Raw genomic sequence first — 16,843 nt, forward strand, 5'->3', positions numbered from 1 at the left:
GTGACGCTCTGTCAATTAAGTAGTTTGTGCAGTACACAGAACTTAATGACCGTCGGTCGCTGTTTCGTTTCGCTCCTCATTCCTGTCGAAAGAGCTCGATCAGGAAGGCCGCGAATTATAAGGCCATTCCCGTCTATAACAAGGCCTATAGACTAGGTTTTTGTACGTAACGCGCCGCGCCCGCAAATGCGAATTCAAAGATGCACAGCAGGGCAGCACTGACCAGTACGTTAACCACGATGTAAAAGTGTAATGACAGGCCGATAACCAGGGTCACACACGCAATAGAGAAAATGAAACCACCGAGCCCTGCATAAAAGACAGCATTTGGTGTGCACTTATATTTAGGCGCAAGCATTCCCGCAATAACGACAATTAAGAGTGGCCCACCCAGTGCATTTACCACGCTGGCAATCAGGGAAAAGATCGAATTCTGACTGAAGAAGTTCAGAATAATAAATGACAGCGATACAACGACAGCTCCCACAATAAAGTTCCAGATAAACCTCTGCAGGATGCGGGTACTGGTTTTAGACAAGCCACTTTGCCTGAAGTCAGTTCTTAAAGTCATAGTGACCGCATTAATACCCGAGTCGATACTGGACATGGTTGCAGCTAAAAGACCAGCAGTCACCAACCCGGTTAAACCATCTGGCAATTGCTTTAACAACTTAGAAAGAACAACAAGGCCGGGCTTGCCACTTAAACCTGATTCTGCAGCAAAGTGAACCAGGGAAAGACCAAACACCGCCAAAGTAATCAAGCAGACAAGAACTGCTGTGATATTTACCAGAAACATCTTTCTGGTTGCCTCCAGTGTTGGAATAGCTGCATAGCGCTGAAGCACTGCCTGATCAGCACCGTAGCGAACCAGAAACATAAAGAAGGTTCCGGTCACCACACTCCAGAATGACATACGCATTGCCGGATCAAACTCAAAGACTCCTGCATCTCCCGGCACATAAGGTTGAAGAAAACCCTGATCAAGAAGATTTGCAGACAGATCACCCAACCCGGAAGACATGGTGATTCCCAGCATGGCCAGAATACTTCCGATGATAATCAGGAACTGCAGAAGATCGGTCCAGATAACTGCCCGCAAACCACCAACTGCCACATAGATAACCGAGGTGCAGGCAATAAGAATGATCAGATTGCTCTGACTGATACCACTCAACAGCCCCAACATTTTTCCGGATGCATAAAGAATCAACGCCATCCAGCTTAACTGGATAAAGATAAACATCCCGGCAGCCAGCAAACGCACCTTGCGATCAAACGTGTCCTCAAGAAAAGCATAAGCGCTTAGCTGTTTACGTTTATGAAAGAACGGGATAAACCAAAGGAGGATTGGTATAGCCACAATGACAAACATAGGGAAAGCCATGGTGACATATAAGCCATGATTCACAACTTCTGATGGAATCGCGAGATAATTAATGGCACTGAATGCCGTCACCATAACTGAAATTCCAACCGGCAGGGATTTCATGGTTCTGCCAGCTAGAAAATACTCTGTGTCAGATCCCTTACGGGACTGTCTCCAGCTAATGGTGATTCCCAACCCTAAAGAGAAAAGCAGATAAACCACACAGATAAGTACATCTAAACTGCTCACAGGCTCCCCCTAGACATAAAAACCCCTGCTAAGCAGGGGCTGATGTTTTCTATTTATGATTTGAAGATATCACTGCGATCTATATAAGTTGTATGCAGCAATTTATGGGACTGCTCGCCCAAAGGCTCCCCAAGGAAGTCGTTGTAGATTTTCTGGATATAGGGATTTTCATGAGACTTGCGGATAGGCAGCTTCTTGTCTTCCGCATACACGCCTTCCAGACGTTTCTCCATCTTCTTCCAGTTCTTGATCGGGTTGCCACCACCACCAATACAGCCACCGGGACAAGCCATTACCTCAATAAAGTGGTAATCTGCCTCTCCCGCTTTAACAGCATTCATTAGTTTCCGGGCATTACCCAATCCATGCGCGATAGCGACTTTAACTTCGATCCCCTTGAGGTCGACACTGGCCTCTTTTATGCCTTCAAATCCACGCACGGCGTTGAAGTCAACATCCTCGAGCTCCTCTCCGGTCACCACTTCGTAGACTGTCCGGAGGGCCGCCTCCATAACGCCACCCGTCGCCCCGAAGATTTCCCCCGCACCGGTACCCAGCCCAAAGGGTGAATCAAACTCGGTTTCAGGAAGATCCGCAAAGTTAATGCCTGCCGCGCAGATCATATTAGCCAGCTCCTGAACGGTGATAACTTTATCAACGTCCTGGTAACCACTGGAGTTCATCTCCGGTCGTACACACTCAAACTTCTTGGCAGTACAGGGCATGATGGAGACGCTGTAGATATCTTTCGGATAGACACCAGAGCGTTCCGGATACCAGGTTTTTAGCAAAGCACCGAACATCTGCTGTGGTGACTTGCAGGTTGAAAGGTGGGGCAGCTCTTCGGGGAAACTGGTTTCACAGAACTTAATCCAGGCTGGGCAGCAGGAAGTCACCATCGGCAAGGTACCGCCGTTCTGCAAGCGGTTCAGCAGTTCATGACCTTCTTCCATGATTGTGAGGTCAGCACTGAAGTCGGTATCGAAAACCTTATCAAAGCCAACCCGCTTCATAGCTGTAACCAACCGGCCTTTATTGACTGTTCCGGGATTTTCACCCAATGCTTCAGCAATAGTGATTCGAACAGCAGGTGCAACCTGGGCAATCACATGCTTGCCAGCTTCCATAGCCTCATACACATGTTCGGTATCATCATGAATTGTCAGTGCGCCAACCGGGCAGGCCTGAATACACTGGCCGCAGTTTGTGCAGGTGCTGTCAGCCAGATCCTTGCCATAAGCTGAAGACAGTTTGGTCGAGAAGCCGCGCCCCTCTTTGCACAGGGCCCCAACGGACTGGATCTTGTCACATACATAGCTGCAACGACCGCAGAGAATGCACTTGTTGGTATCCCGCACTACGGATGGTGACGATTCATCTTTACCATGACGGGTTTCGTTGGTGTAACGCACTTCACGGGTAAAGTGCATATCCTGTGTCACTTCCTGCAGCTCACAGTTACCGTTACGGCTGCAGAACAGACATTCCTGGGCATGGTGGGCAAGAATCAGTTCCAGAACATTGCTTCTTACCCGCTGAACCTTTGGCGTATTCGTTCGAACAACCATACCTTCCCAAACCGGGAAACTGCACGATGGCTGCAGCAGTTTCTGGCCTTCTATCTCTACCACACAAATACGACAGTTAGCTTTTACAGCCTGATCAGGGTGGTGGCAGAGTGTGGGAATTTTTACCCCGACTTTCTTAGCGGCCTCAAGAATTGTTGTACCGACTTCAACTTCGGTTTCCTGACCATCAATTACTATCTGGACCATTACTTAGCCCCTCCAGCAGCTATCTTTTTATTTTTCTCATTTCGCACAATGTACTCGTCGAAAATCTCCCTGAAGTTATCAAGACAGCTGAGAACAGGAATAGGTACTGACTGACCGAGCCCGCAGAGCGAAGCAAGCCTCATGGTTTCACAAAGTTCACGGATATTTTCCATTCCTTCGGATGTCGTTGTTCCATCAATAATGCCGGACGCCAGCTGATACAGGCGCATACTGCCTTCCCGGCATGGCGTGCATTTACCGCAGGATTCGTGAACAAAGAAAGAAAGAACATTATCAAGAATATCAACAATATCGTTGGTGTTATCAATCACCAGAACATCACCAGCTCCCATACTGCCGCCGGAATCTGCAACATAGGCCGGGTCCATCGGCATGTTGATCTGGTGTTTATTGATGATGGCACCGGCTGTTCCACCGGTCTGCACTGCCAGCAGTTTCCTGCCATCAGGAATACCTCCACCAGCTTCGTAAATCAGATCTTTAAGATTGACCCCAACTTCATACTCATAAACGCCTTTGTTTCGAACATTGCCGCTGATGGTATAGAGCTTGGTGCCATGGCTCTTTTTGGTGCCCATGGTTTTATACCAGTCAGCACCGCGATACATGATCGGACCAATATTCGCGAGGGTTTCCACATTAAAGACAGCTGTCGGCTCCTGGAATAAACCCTGAACCGTCGGATAGGGAGGGCGGAACCTTGGTTCACCGCGCTTACCTTCCATGGATTCAATCATGGCGGATTCTTCACCGCACACATAAGCACCACCACCGGGGCGTATTTCAATATCAAAGCTGAATTCACTGCCAAAGATATTGTCACCCAAACATCCGGCCTCCCGGGCATTCTCCAGAGCCTGCTCCAGAATAGGAACAATGTAGGGATATTCAGCCCGCAGGTAGATGTAACCCTTATCAGCACCAATGGCCCGCGCAGCTATGGCCATCCCTTCAAAGATACTGTTGGGGTCTTTGGAAAGAAGAATCCGGTCTTTATTGGTACCCGGCTCACCTTCATCAGCATTACAGAGAACAAACTTGTTTTTGCTGCGGGCATTGTGAGCATGGGACAGTTTTATGCCTGTGGGGAAACCCGCTCCGCCACGGCCCCTTAATGTTGATTCGGTTATTTCATGAATGATGTCCAGTTCCGACATCCACAGGGATTTTTTCAACCCTTCGTAACCACCTTCATTCATATAATCAACGGCAGAAACCGGATTGATCCTATCCACGTTTCTTAATAAAACCCTTACCTCCTCCATTAGATTTCCTCCCCCTGCATTTGATATTTACTGAGGATTCCCGGAATGCTTTCTTCTGTTACCGGCCCATAGACTTCATCATCAACAAGCATCGCAGGTGCACGATCACATACGCCTATGCACTCGATATGCTCCAGGGTGAACTGACCATCTTCAGTGGTTTCACCCATTTTGATTCCCAAAGTCTTTTCCAGCATATGGGCCGCATTTGAAGCTTTGTTGACATGGCAGGGCGTACTTTTGCAGACACGGATAACATGCTTGCCGCGCTTCTCCGTTGAGAACATGGCGTAGAAAGTAGCGAAGTCGTAGATATGGTTTTTGGTTACGCCCATCTCTTCAGCAATAACCACGGCTACATCCTCAGGAAGGGCGTTGTGTCCGGTGATTTTCTGGGCTTTCAGCAGTACCAGCATCAGCTGGTCCTTCTTGCCTTTGAATTCACGGGCAAGACTGGCAACTTGTTCAAGTTGCATGGCAGGAGTGTGAGAGGTGTTCATGGAATAGTTATGACCTCCTGGCTATGACCGAATAACCCACAACATCTGGAAGAAACACAAACTACAGCAAAAAAAGGACTTGTTATGGTTATTATTTGGTCCGTTCATTTAATTCTTTTATACGCTCTATAGGGCTCTTGCACCTTGAGGTATATCTATTTTTGATAATTTAATTTAGAACATGCCTATGCTTTATTGACATTGGTTTGAATGTAGTGAAACTCTTTGTAAAGAGCTGAGCGAAACTTCATTTCACAGATGAATTTTGCCTTTTTCTTACCTCATTTACTCTAACCTCATCATTTCAATAATTTCCCGCAGACGATCATCCATGATTTGACTAAGAAAATTCTTGTAATATTAATATAGAAATAATTTCCACCAGCACTGCTTCCATATTTTCAAAATATAATTTTGGGGGTAGCGACAAGCGTATTACATACAGCTATCAAATCACAAAATGCAATAAATAATCACACAGCAGTCATAATTAACAATTTTCACCTTAGAAATGGATATATTCGCAGATAATAGTTGCATTTTATGCGGCTTGATTGGTGTCAATATCACCATGCAACCTGTCATTTAAAGTTCATTACCATATTTAAAAACACATTATTGATCACTAGCGAACACTTTTCTTTTAGCTAACTATCAGTATTTTAAGGTAAAATTGATATGGCTGATTATCTTCGTCGAGGTTTTGAAGAAGCAGAGTTTGAACAGCGAACAGCACGCGCACAACAGATTATGCGCGAAATGCACCTGGATGCGATGCTTTTTACTACCGAGCCAAATGTCCGCTATTTCACTGGTTTCCATACTCAGTTTTGGCATAGCCCAACTCGCCCCTGGTTTGTTGTAGTTCCTGCAGAAGGTAAGCCCATTGCAATTATTCCAGAGATTGGTGCCAGCGGAATGGCTGGAACCTGGATTGATAATATTATTACCTGGCCATCTCCACAGCCAGAAGATGACGGTATTACTCTGGTTGCGGGGGTTCTTAATAATACCTCTTCTCGATTTGGCCGGGTTGGGGCAACCCTTGGAATTGAGTCATATCTGCGAATGCCAGCCAATAATTTCAATCAACTGAAAGGAATGGTAAGCAGAGACTTTGTAGATACTTCACTAGCTATTCATGAGTTGCGCCAAATTAAATCTCAAGCTGAAATTGAAAAAACACGTGAGGTTTGTCGTATCACAAATGCTGGCTTTGCAAAACTGCCTGAGTATGCCCGTGCTGGCATGAGTGAACGGGAAATCTGCAAGCAGTTTCGTATTGATATGCTGAAAGAAGGTGCAGATGAATGTCCATACATTATTGCAGGATCGGGACCTGATGGTTATGACAGTATAATTATGGGCCCAACAGATCGTGTTATTGACGGTGGAGATATCCTGATAATCGATACTGGTGCGGTTCGTGATGGATATTTCTCTGATTTTGATCGCAACTGGGCATTCGGATATGCCAGCGAACAGACTAAAGCTGCGTATAGAGCAGTTTATGAATCAACGACTAAAGGATTTGAAGCTGCTCGTCCAGGTGCAACTACAACAGATATCTACAATGCAATGTGGAGTGTTCTTGAAGCCAATGGTGCTCTTGGAAATGATGTTGGTCGCTTGGGCCATGGCCTCGGTATGGAGCTGACCGAACGCCCTTCTAATACCGCCACTGACAACACAGCCCTCAAACCAGGCATGGTTATGACTCTTGAACCCGGCATGGTTTACGCCCCCGGGAAATCCATGGTTCATGAAGAAAATATTGTTATTACTGAGGATGGAGCTGAATGGTTGAGTGAGCGCGCTGAACCGGAATTGATCATCATCGACTAAACCCGGAATCCCATAGTACTCAGAAATGCCGCGTTCAAAGAAAAAAGTGAAAAATGGACACCATCGAGCAATTTAAGTCATTTGAAATTCCTCTTGAGCACGATCAAGACCCACGTATTGATCGAGTTCATATTGGCCTGGTACAGCTAAGTACTGATCACTCACTCGAAATGGATTGGGCAAAACTCTATGGTAATCAGGCGACAGCATTTAGCTCTCGGGTTTATTACAGTTCAGAGATGACTCCTAAAGCATTGGACGCTATTGCCAAAGGTATTGTTGATGCGTCTGACCTGATCGCCAACGGCTTGCCAATGGATGTCATGGCTTTTGGATGCACTTCTGCTTCCATTATTATTGGTGAAGAACGCATTGGGGAACTGCTGAATACAAACCGAGAGGGTTTACCGACAACGAACCCATGGTCAGCAGCTAAAGCAGCTTTCAAATACCTGAATGCTAGGCGTATTGCTGTGTTCTCTCCATATCCAACAGAGGTCAACTTCCCTCTTTACCAGCAGCTAAATGATGCTGGCTATGATGTGGTCACTTTAGGCTCTCTCGGTATTAAAAATGATACAGAGATTACCAAAATCTCAAAACAATCGATGTTGGATGCACTGGAAAAGATTCTACCTGACTCTGGTGCAGAAGTGGTTTTTATGTCTTGCACCAATTTGCGCGTTCTAGACCATATTCAAGAAATTGAAGATCGCTTTGGAATTCCTGTTGTGTGTAGTAATTCCGCAATGTTCTGGCATGCAATGCATCTTGCTGGGAAAAAAGCAAAATGCCCAGGTTATGGAGCATTATTAAACCAGTAAGTTCAACATTTTGAAAAAAAGACCTTTCGCCACAGAACTTAAGGATTTTGAGAAATAAAAAACTCATCGCTTTATTAAAACCAGATTCACGTATTAAGAGAGGTGATTAACTAAATGGCGAGGCGACAGATAAGACATCTGTCTTAAATATGGTCTGAATAATTTTTCGATAATTGAAAATATAAACATATATTGCAACAGGATGTCTGACTGATGGCGTTTATTAATGACTCTCGTTTTGCAGAGTTTGAACCTTTATGAGTAGTCACCTTAGGATTTTAAATGAGTTTTTTTAAAAAAGTTGATGACTTTGTATCAATGCTGACAGAGTGGGCTCTTTCTGCCAGCATTGTGATGATGGCAATTATTTTGATATCAAATGTAATTGCTCGAAAATTGTTTTCCAATAGCATCCCCGCTGCCGATGAGATTGGTGCAACACTTATCATTTTTGTGACATTCGTCGGAATTGGTTATGCCGCAAGAAAAGGCCGCCATATCAGAATGTCAGCACTCTTTGATGCAGTTCCTCTTAAGGTACAAAAGACCTTAATCATCCTTATATCTATTGTTACCTGCATCACATACTTATACGTCTGTTATATCTCTTTTGAGTATATCGAGTACACAAAAATGCTGGGAAGGGTGACTTCTGCACTTGAAATACCAGCGTGGATAAGACTCATTGTTGTTCCTATCGGCTTCGGTTTAGGCGCTATTCAGTATTTCCTCAATATCATTATCAATATTAAGGAACCTCAGTTGTATATTGGTACAGAAAAAGTCGATGGAGGTAATGGCGATGCTAATTAGTCTCCTCGTAATTATGGTTGTATTGCTCCTCATGGGATTCCCCATGATGATGACAATGCTACTCTCAACACTGTTCTACATGATCATGTTTATGCCCGGTGTTGAGGTATTCACCTCCATTCAACAAATGGTGCTGGGTGTACAGACTCCTGTACTCATGGCTATTCCTATGTTTATGCTCGCGGCCGACATAATGTGCACAGGGCATACATCAAAGAGGCTTTTAGATTTTGTTGAAAGCCTGGTTGGCCACCTGCCAGGTGGAATGGCGACCACTACGGCATTCACCTGTGCAATGTTTGGCTCCATCTCTGGCTCAACACAGGCAACAGTGGTTGCTGTCGGCCGACCGGTTCGCAAAAGACTGCTCGATAACGGGTACAGTGATAGCGAAGTTATGGCGCTGATTATCAATTCGAGTAATCTCGCCTATCTCATTCCCCCGAGCTTGGGCATGGTTGTATATGGTGTTGCCAGTGGTGCATCAATCGGGGATTTGTTTATTGCAGGCTTAGGGCCAGCCGCACTGATTCTAATAATGTTTTCTATCTATAGTGCGTGCTATGCAAAGATCAAAAATATTCCAAGAATTGAGAAAGCATCAACTGCACAAAGATGGAATGCCACAAAACAGTGTCTTCTGGCTTTTGGTTTCCCACTCATCATTATGGGGGGTATCTACACAGGGATATTCAGCCCAACTGAAGCTGCTGCTGTAGCCGTACTCTACGCATTAATAGTAGAAGTCTTCATTTATAAGAGCATTAAAATTCGTGAGCTCTATGGGATAGCTTTGTCAACAGGCGTTATTACAACAGTGGTTTTCATTCTCGTGGCTGTTGGCGCTGCTTTCTCCTGGATTATCTCTTACGCCAGAATCCCACAGATGATCGCAGAAGGGCTTATAGGCAGCGATCCATCCTTATTTACGATCTTACTTACCGTTAACCTTTTCTTCTTTATCGGTTGCATGTTCGTAGAGGCAGTTGTGGTAATTTTGGTTCTTACGCCAATCTTTGCTCCTATTGCAGCTGCTGCAGGCATCGACCTTGTTCACCTCGGTATCATTGTGACTCTGCAGGTTGCCATTGGTTCTGGAACCCCACCTTTTGGTACCAGTATTTTCACTTGCAGTGCCATTTTCGATCAACCCTACTTGAAAGTCATAAAAAATGAAGGCCCGTACATAGTGATGCTGTTACTGGCCTGTACCCTGATTTCAGCATTTCCTTCCATCTCGCTGTATTTGGGAAGCCTCGTTCAATAGATTTTCACAACCAACAGAGTGAATAATATGAAGAGTTTAAAAACATTCATGGCTATAGCCCTGACAGTCCCATTACTGTTTGCCTGTAGCTCCGAGAACAGTGAACCTGCAACCGATCAGGTATACACAATCAAAGTCACTCATGAAGAGTATGCTGATACGGTTCCTGACCTTTACGCAAAAGAACTAGCCAGAAGAGTTGAAGAGAAAAGTAATGGTAGAATCAAATTTGAAATTTTCCAGGTTGGTCAGCTAGGTGTAGGTGTCGATTTAATTGAGCACCTTTTAACTGGTGCAACTCAAATGGCTATTGTTAGCCCAGGTAATGTGGCAACCATCGTCCCTGAAGGTCAGATTTTTGCTCTTCACTACCTGCTTCCAACTGACGTAAAGCAAGCCTATGATTTTTTAGCAGAAAGCCAGGTTGCTAAAAAAGATCTGCCTGCTATCTATGCAGAAAAGAATCTTAAGCTGATGGATCTGTGGCCTCTTGGTGGAAGTAATTGGCTGACTAAGAAGAACATTCAGTCTCCAGCTGATTACAAGGGTATGCCTTTCAGAACAATGGATACTCCTCTCATCATCAAAAACTATGAAGCGTATGGTGCGAACCCTACTCCCGTTCCATACACCGACGTTTACAGTGGTCTTCAGCTGAATATGATTTCAGGTGTTGAGAACCCTCTGGGTGCCCTCGTTGATATGAAATGGTATGAGGTTCAGGATTACTTAGTGATGTCTAACCACATTATGTATCTTGAAGGTGTATTCCTTAACGACAAGTATTTCAACGCTCTTCCAGCTGATCTCCAGGCGATTATGAGCGAAACCATTGATGAAATGCATGGCTATGCTTATGAGCTACAGGAAAAGGCCAATAATGACGCTGCGAAAGTTCTGGCTGACAACCTTGAAGTAATTGAGTTATCAGATCCTCAACTTGCAGAATTCAAAGAAGCCGCTCTTCCTGTTCGTGACTACTTCAAGAACAATGCTGGTGAAAGGCCAGCTCAAATACTGGAAAAACTTGAAGATGAAATTAAAGAGTTTGAAAAGCGTCAGGGATAATACCCATGGCTAAATAGTCATTACTAACTCTTTAATATTATGAGCTGTGCGAAAGTACAGCTCATTTTATATCTTCACAGCAGTAATTTTTATAGAGAAGGGCCAGATAGAACTAGCATAAGACTTTAATAAACATCGTCCATAAATGATGTTGTTAACTATTCTTGCGGCCCTTGATCTGCTTAATCTAGTAAATATTTTTTAAATCTAAGAGCTCTTAATTGATAGAGATCTTTTTTTGTTGAGAGGTTGCAAGTGGACTTTCGTCAACAGGTTGTAAAGTGGCGTCATCATATTCACAAACACCCTGAATTGGGGCTTGAGGAGTATGAAACCTCTGAATTTATTGCAGCCAAACTTGAAGAATTTGGAATTGAAGTGCATAGGAATATTGGCAAAACAGGCGTTGTCGGTATTCTGAAGTGTGGTACGAGTGAACGCTCGATTGGTTTACGTGCAGATATGGACGCCCTGTCCGTCATAGAAACTAATTGCTTTGCTCACAAGTCAAAGAAGAGTGGAATCATGCATGCCTGTGGCCACGATGGACACACTGCAATGCTTCTGGGAGCAGCTCATGAGTTGTCCCGAACACGTAACTTTGATGGCACTGTCTACTTCATCTTCCAGCCAGATGAAGAACATGGCAGTGGTGCCAAAGCTATGATTGCAGATGGCTTATTCACCCGATGGAAGATTGATTCAATTTATGCCATTCACAACATGCCCGGAGTTCCAGCAGGACAGGTTATCACAAAACCGGGTTCCATTATGGCCAGTGAAAGCAGCTTTGAAATTGACATTATTGCTACCGGAGGGCATGCCGCTTTACCCCACATGGGAACGGACCCCATTGTGGTTGGAGCTCAGGTGGTAGTGGCTCTGCAAACAATTGTGGCACGTAATTTGAGTGCTATCGATGAAGCGGCAGTAATTTCGGTTACTGAATTCTCTACGAATGGCACCGTTAATGTCATTCCATCTAAAGTTAAAATCACCGGAGATACTCGCTCCTTCACCGATGAAGCACTTAAAAAAATTGAAGGGGCCATAGAGAGAGTTGTTGCAGGGCAGTGCATGTCAGCAGGTGTAGATTACAAATACAAATTCACCAACACTTTCCTGTCAACAATCAATAGTGCCAAAGAAACCGAACAGGCAGTGCTGGCAGCACAAAAGGCTGTGGGTTGTGAAAATGTGAATGGAAGCTGCCAACCACTAACCATCAGTGAAGACTTCTCTTTTATGCAGCGAGAAGTAGATGGCTGTTACATTCTCATGGGAAATGGTATCGGCCAGCAGGGTGGAGCCGCTCTTCACAAATCGGATTATGATTTTAATGATGACATTCTCATGAAAGGAACAGCTTTTTGGCAAGCTTTGGTTGAAGACTGTTTAACTTTCTGAAAACACCTTCTTCTTTTTATTCAGGCGGCTGTTGCTTCTATGTTATACAGCCCCCTGTTATTTTTCCCCGACGAAATACTCTCGCGAGTCCATCAACAGTCATATTCATTAGAGCCGTCACTAGAATCAAAAACATCGCACGATCAAGACGCAGTTCTTCAAACGCTGAATCAATAAAGAATCCAAGTGTTGGTATTCCCAGAATACCCAGAATGGCACTTTCTCTTTGAATCACTTCCCAGCGATAAAGCAGGAATGCAAGAAACTGACGATAAACTCTTGGAAGAACTTCATAGAAATAAAGAAGAATTCCTTTTGGGGCATCCTCTCTGGGTTCCTGCTCATCAGCAAATCGACCCGTCAGGTGCGCCAGAATTCCCGCATTATGAATTCCCAGAGCCAAAACACCTGGTAACATGGATGGCCCTAAAAATAAGACGCCCAGAAAAGCCATCAGATATTCAGGCGTGGTGCGCAGAACGACCAGCAAACCATGTCCAAAGACTCTCCCCCGGCCACAGAAGAGTTTTGTCCTTACCGGAAACAGTACAAGTGTCAGTACGGCTGTCAGAGCAAGAGATATCTGTGTCAGCAGAACAGTGTTACTTACCCCTGGAATAACCTGTCCCAGAAGAAGCGTGTTCAACCAGTTGAGAAGATTGCCTCCGTACTTGATCGGTGCAGGAACAATATCCTCAGAGAGAAAACGCCAAACCAGCTCCCAGGATGTATCAGCCAGAGGCGGCAACCAGATAAAGCTGGCCAGTATATAAAGAGACAGCAACCTTCCCTTTGACCAAAGCTTCAGCGTACCAATCAGAAGCAACAGGACATACAACATTCCCATCGCTTCATCATAAGCACCCTGGCTGAAAAAGAATTCCATATGAAATCCTATTGTTGGCAAGCCAACAATACCCAGCAAAGAAGCCACTTTCTTTACCCGCGAAACCGCCTTTGGGAATAGGCGGATCAAGTTCCACAGGTTATAGAAAATGCCGTGCTGGTGAAGCACTCCGATATGAACGTTATGAAAAACAGAGAGTAACGGTACCAGTGCTGGAGACTGTGGGCACCAAGCAACCTGATTTGGTGCCTGTTCCCGCAAATGCCTGAGCAGCGTAGATTTGCCAGAGCCACTGACAGGTCAATATCACGAAGAATGGCTTCCTCGCCATAACCCAGCGATGACTTACCCAGGTGAAAGACAGACTCTTGAGGAGAGGCCATCATCAATTAATCCAGCAGGCCGATCTTGCGGGCAGTGTCCTCAATGGGTTTATAGAAATCATTCTCTGCAGTCACAAACGACTTACGAGGGAAGGCTGACAGCAACTCGGGGGAGTTCATGTTCAGCAGGGCACTCTGAACTTTCTCTTCAAAGCCTTTGCCAAACTTCTTGTCGACATCACCACGAATACTCCACTGGTAGTCAGGATATTCTGGGGTAGACCAGATAACTTCCACTTTGCTGGTATCAATTTTTCCTTCTTTCAGCTCGCGCTCCCAAACCTTGTAGTTCACAGCACCGGTTTCATAGGTACCGGACTGTACCAGGCTGATCGTTCGGCTGTGATCACCGGAAAACCCAACTCGCTTGAAGGCTTTATGGGGGGATTTGTGGAGTCCTTCCCTGATATAGAACTCAGGAATCAGGCGGCCGGATGTTGAACCTTTTGAGCCAAAGGTAAATGTTGTACCGGCAATGTCTGTAGGAAACTGTTCTGATGGTTTCAGGCCAGTCTTGGTATTGGCAATCAGGTAGGTTTTGAAGAACTGATCTTCATAACCCTGGACAATTGCCTTGGAGCCAGGTACAAGCAGACGGGCACGAACACCAGACAGACCACCAAACCAGGCCAGCTGTACCTGGTTGTTACGAAATGCGGTAACCGCTGCGGCATAACTTTTCACAGGAACATACTTCACCGGTACCCCAAGCTTTTTCTCGAGGTATGCAGCAACTTTGCCAAACCTTTCCTGGAGGCGGGTTTCATCCTGATCGGGTATTGCGGTAAAAGTGAAGGTTTCCTGAGCTTGCAGGACAGAAACGACTGATAGAAGGATGACGAACACCCAGCTCTTGATGACCAGACGCAGCATGATTTTTAATCCCTATTAGATTCAATAGCTAATACAAGGGTTGCGCAGCGATAATACGGTTTCCCCCGACAAGAAAAAACCGTAAATTTGCAGAAAGCGTGTGTTTTTTGACCTAAAAAGCTCAGAGAGCGTGGCAGGATTTTGCTATCTCATGTTCTTTCGAAATGAAATCAGCAGCTTCTGAGCATTGGTGGGATTATCAGAGAAAAGTTCCGATGCATCGAAGTCCTGATGCATAAACTCAGAAAAACCACTTATTTCTGCCAGCTCATCGCAGGCTGAGCTTTTAAAACCCATTTCCCACTCGCCGAACTGCCGTTCTTCTATCAGTGACTGGCTGAGAATAATGACACTGTGATGGCGTGGATCTTTGTTAATGTGATCAAAAGTCCACTGAACCTTGTCCCTTGGCCCCTCAAGCACCTGCATAAAAACACCATCGCTGTAGAGCAACATTCCTGTCACTCCATTTGCCTTATTATTTTTGCGGGCCACTTTGAGTAACTCTTCCAGAGCCTGCTCATCAAAAAGATCTTGAGCAGTGCTGCTATAAACAATGTTGAAGAGCTGGTCACTCATGACTGCCTACCTCCCTGTAAGCATCCTGAATCTATTGCCTAAACCATATGATTGTAGACCAGCTCAATGATGGAAGAGCCTCAGGCCCTGAAGAAGTCGAAAGGAATCACCTCTTTAATAGACTGCGTTTGCGCCATCAACATATGCAGCCGGTCAATGCCCATGGCAACTCCGGCACAATCCGGGAAGCTTCCTTCTTTCAAACCTGCAACCAGATTGTCATCGTATGGATAAACCGGTTTTCCCAGTTCCTTTCGTTCAGCCTGATCATTTTCAAAGCGCTGTTGCTGTTCCTGCCCATCAGCCAGTTCATGATAACCATTGGCCAGTTCAACACCGTTTATAAACAGTTCGAAGCGGGCAGATACCTTTTGGCCTTCACTGTTTTCCTGAATACGGGACAGAGCCGACATACTGGCGGGATAGTCATAAACATAAACGCCTTCCAGCCCCTCTGCTGTACGACCACCCAGAGATGGCTCAATGCAATTACTGAACAGAAGATCCAGATAATCATTTCGGGCCAGACCCGCCAACGAACTATCAACATGCTCTTGCGTCAATGCTTCCAGTTCCTGATCAGATGCTTCATGTGGATCAACCCCCAGCTTCTCTACGAACAGCTTCTTGTAAGAGTAACGACCCGCTTCCTTGAATGGAGTCACAGAACGGATCAAGCCGGTGACATCATCCATCAACTGATGATGATCGATTCCCAGACGGTACCACTCCAGCATGGTGAACTCCGGGTTATGACGTCCACCAGCTTCACCATTACGGAACACCCGGCCAAGGTAATAAATATCTTCACAGCCGGCCGCCAGCAGCCGCTTCATGGGAAACTCAGGAGAAGTATGCAGATACAGGGTTTCCTGAATATCTGTTCCCAGTGGGCAGAATGAAGCCTGAAAGCTGTCGATATGAGGGTCAACCGTTGCTGATCTGGACAGCATTGGCGTTTCTACCTCCATCACATCTTCTGCGTGGAAGTAGTTCCGGATTCCCCTAAGCAGTTCAGACCGCTGACGCAACCGCTCAAATGAAGCAGATGGCTGCCAGCTTTTCTCCAGGTTTGTTTTATCCATACTGCAACTCCCTAAAAATTTGCTCCAGACAAAATAAAGCCCGGCTAAAACCGGGCTTTATTCAATCAGAAGAGTAATTACTTCTGACGACCAACGTATTCGCCGGTACGGGTATCGATCTTCAGGACTTCGCCTTCAGAGATAAACAGAGGCACCTTAACCACGGCACCGGTGGTCAGGGTGGCAGGCTTGGAACCACCAGTTGCTGTGTCACCCTTCAGGCCCGGATCAGTCTGAACAACTTCCAGCATAACGAAGTTAGGAGCTGTTACAGAGAGAGGAGCACCGTTGTACAGAGTAACGGTGTATACTTCCTGCTCCTTGAGCCAGTTCACAGTGTCGCCAACCGCATCTTTGCTGGCGCCGTGCTGCTCGAAGGAGCCGTCGGTCATCATGAAGTGGTAGAACTCGCCATCGGTGTACAGGTACTCCATGTCATATTCCATGACATCTGCGGCTTCCAGAGATTCACCGGATTTGAAAGTACGTTCCCAGACCCGATTGCTCATCAGGTTACGGAACTTAACACGGTTGAAAGCCTGGCCCTTGCCTGGCTTAACAAATTCATTATCGAGAATGACGCAGGGATCGCCTTCCAGCATTACCTTGAGTCCAGAACGAAACTCGTTGGTTGCGTAATTAGCCATTCGTATATTCCAGGAACGTGTAAAAA

General features: G+C 45.5%; 15 protein-coding genes. 6 read left to right on the forward strand and 9 right to left on the reverse strand.

Going from position 1 to position 16,843, the window contains the following annotated elements:
- Positions 1-145: 145 nt before the first annotated feature.
- From M3P05_RS06635 to M3P05_RS06650, 4 genes are read right to left on the reverse strand one after another with little or no spacing between them, the layout of a single operon-like run.
- A complete protein-coding gene (locus M3P05_RS06635) occupies positions 146-1,618 on the reverse strand; it encodes a sodium:solute symporter family transporter (RefSeq protein WP_249698672.1) in 1,473 nt (490 codons plus the stop codon).
- Positions 1,619-1,671: 53 nt separating this feature from the next.
- Entirely contained in the window at positions 1,672-3,393 is a 1,722-nt protein-coding gene (locus tag M3P05_RS06640) for an NADH-dependent [FeFe] hydrogenase, group A6 (protein WP_249698673.1), read from the reverse strand.
- Positions 3,393-4,649: a complex I 51 kDa subunit family protein gene (locus M3P05_RS06645; protein ID WP_249698675.1), complete on the reverse strand. Its 1,257-nt coding sequence runs from the start codon at positions 4,647-4,649 to the stop codon at positions 3,393-3,395. Before M3P05_RS06645 ends, M3P05_RS06640 begins: the two co-directional genes overlap by 1 nt.
- A 29-nt stretch (positions 4,650-4,678) precedes the next feature.
- On the reverse strand, positions 4,679-5,179 hold the full coding sequence (locus tag M3P05_RS06650; protein WP_249698676.1) for an NADH-quinone oxidoreductase subunit NuoE family protein: 501 nt from the start codon (positions 5,177-5,179) through the stop codon (positions 4,679-4,681).
- A gap of 678 nt (positions 5,180-5,857) precedes the next feature.
- On the opposite strand from M3P05_RS06650, the gene M3P05_RS06655 reads away from it, so the two are divergent.
- The 6 genes from M3P05_RS06655 (at position 5,858) to M3P05_RS06680 (ending at position 12,403) form a co-directional block, all read left to right on the forward strand.
- Positions 5,858-7,024 (forward strand): M24 family metallopeptidase, encoded by a 1,167-nt coding sequence (locus M3P05_RS06655; RefSeq protein ID WP_249698678.1) that lies wholly within the window; start codon positions 5,858-5,860, stop codon positions 7,022-7,024.
- A gap of 53 nt (positions 7,025-7,077) precedes the next feature.
- Complete coding sequence (locus M3P05_RS06660; RefSeq protein WP_249698679.1) at positions 7,078-7,848, forward strand: maleate cis-trans isomerase family protein; 771 nt, start codon at positions 7,078-7,080, stop codon at positions 7,846-7,848.
- Between the two features lie 282 nt (positions 7,849-8,130).
- Positions 8,131-8,661 (forward strand): TRAP transporter small permease, encoded by a 531-nt coding sequence (locus M3P05_RS06665; RefSeq protein ID WP_249698681.1) that lies wholly within the window; start codon positions 8,131-8,133, stop codon positions 8,659-8,661.
- Positions 8,662-8,674: 13 nt separating this feature from the next.
- Positions 8,675-9,928, forward strand: a complete 1,254-nt coding sequence (locus M3P05_RS06670; RefSeq protein WP_332842001.1) for a TRAP transporter large permease — start codon at positions 8,675-8,677, stop codon at positions 9,926-9,928.
- A 27-nt stretch (positions 9,929-9,955) separates the two neighbouring features.
- Positions 9,956-10,996, forward strand: coding sequence for a TRAP transporter substrate-binding protein DctP (gene dctP / locus M3P05_RS06675; RefSeq protein WP_249698683.1), 1,041 nt, complete (start codon positions 9,956-9,958; stop codon positions 10,994-10,996).
- A 255-nt stretch (positions 10,997-11,251) separates the two neighbouring features.
- Entirely contained in the window at positions 11,252-12,403 is a 1,152-nt protein-coding gene (locus M3P05_RS06680; protein ID WP_249698684.1) for a M20 aminoacylase family protein, read from the forward strand.
- A gap of 37 nt (positions 12,404-12,440) precedes the next feature.
- On the opposite strand, the gene M3P05_RS06685 is transcribed toward M3P05_RS06680, so the two are convergent.
- The 5 genes from M3P05_RS06685 to efp form a co-directional block, all read right to left on the reverse strand.
- Positions 12,441-13,289, reverse strand: coding sequence for a PhnE/PtxC family ABC transporter permease (locus M3P05_RS06685; protein WP_249698685.1), 849 nt, complete (start codon positions 13,287-13,289; stop codon positions 12,441-12,443).
- A gap of 350 nt (positions 13,290-13,639) precedes the next feature.
- Positions 13,640-14,506: a putative selenate ABC transporter substrate-binding protein gene (locus M3P05_RS06690; RefSeq protein ID WP_249698686.1), complete on the reverse strand. Its 867-nt coding sequence runs from the start codon at positions 14,504-14,506 to the stop codon at positions 13,640-13,642.
- A 144-nt stretch (positions 14,507-14,650) separates the two neighbouring features.
- Positions 14,651-15,085 carry a BLUF domain-containing protein gene (locus M3P05_RS06695; protein WP_249698687.1) on the reverse strand — a complete coding sequence of 145 codons (435 nt, stop codon included), beginning with the start codon at positions 15,083-15,085 and terminating at the stop codon, positions 14,651-14,653.
- Between the two features lie 80 nt (positions 15,086-15,165).
- Positions 15,166-16,170: an EF-P lysine aminoacylase EpmA gene (epmA, locus tag M3P05_RS06700; protein ID WP_249698688.1), complete on the reverse strand. Its 1,005-nt coding sequence runs from the start codon at positions 16,168-16,170 to the stop codon at positions 15,166-15,168.
- A 77-nt stretch (positions 16,171-16,247) separates the two neighbouring features.
- A complete protein-coding gene (gene efp / locus M3P05_RS06705) occupies positions 16,248-16,817 on the reverse strand; it encodes an elongation factor P (RefSeq protein WP_249698689.1) in 570 nt (189 codons plus the stop codon).
- Between the last annotated feature and the right edge of the window lie 26 nt (positions 16,818-16,843).

The organism is Parendozoicomonas callyspongiae (assembly GCF_023502345.1).
GTDB lineage: Bacteria > Pseudomonadota > Gammaproteobacteria > Pseudomonadales > Endozoicomonadaceae > Sansalvadorimonas > Sansalvadorimonas callyspongiae.

Coding starts and splice junctions, on each gene's coding strand:
- M3P05_RS06640 (WP_249698673.1), bottom strand. CDS start 3,393: ATGGTCCAGATAGTAATTGATGGTCAGGAAACCGAAGTTGAAGTCGGT.
- M3P05_RS06650 (WP_249698676.1), bottom strand. CDS start 5,179: ATGAACACCTCTCACACTCCTGCCATGCAACTTGAACAAGTTGCCAGT.
- M3P05_RS06655 (WP_249698678.1), top strand. CDS start 5,858: ATGGCTGATTATCTTCGTCGAGGTTTTGAAGAAGCAGAGTTTGAACAG.
- M3P05_RS06660 (WP_249698679.1), top strand. CDS start 7,078: ATGGACACCATCGAGCAATTTAAGTCATTTGAAATTCCTCTTGAGCAC.
- M3P05_RS06665 (WP_249698681.1), top strand. CDS start 8,131: ATGAGTTTTTTTAAAAAAGTTGATGACTTTGTATCAATGCTGACAGAG.
- M3P05_RS06670 (WP_332842001.1), top strand. CDS start 8,675: ATGGTTGTATTGCTCCTCATGGGATTCCCCATGATGATGACAATGCTA.
- dctP (WP_249698683.1), top strand. CDS start 9,956: ATGAAGAGTTTAAAAACATTCATGGCTATAGCCCTGACAGTCCCATTA.
- M3P05_RS06685 (WP_249698685.1), bottom strand. CDS start 13,289: ATGGAATTCTTTTTCAGCCAGGGTGCTTATGATGAAGCGATGGGAATG.
- M3P05_RS06690 (WP_249698686.1), bottom strand. CDS start 14,506: ATGCTGCGTCTGGTCATCAAGAGCTGGGTGTTCGTCATCCTTCTATCA.
- M3P05_RS06695 (WP_249698687.1), bottom strand. CDS start 15,085: ATGAGTGACCAGCTCTTCAACATTGTTTATAGCAGCACTGCTCAAGAT.
- epmA (WP_249698688.1), bottom strand. CDS start 16,170: ATGGATAAAACAAACCTGGAGAAAAGCTGGCAGCCATCTGCTTCATTT.
- efp (WP_249698689.1), bottom strand. CDS start 16,817: ATGGCTAATTACGCAACCAACGAGTTTCGTTCTGGACTCAAGGTAATG.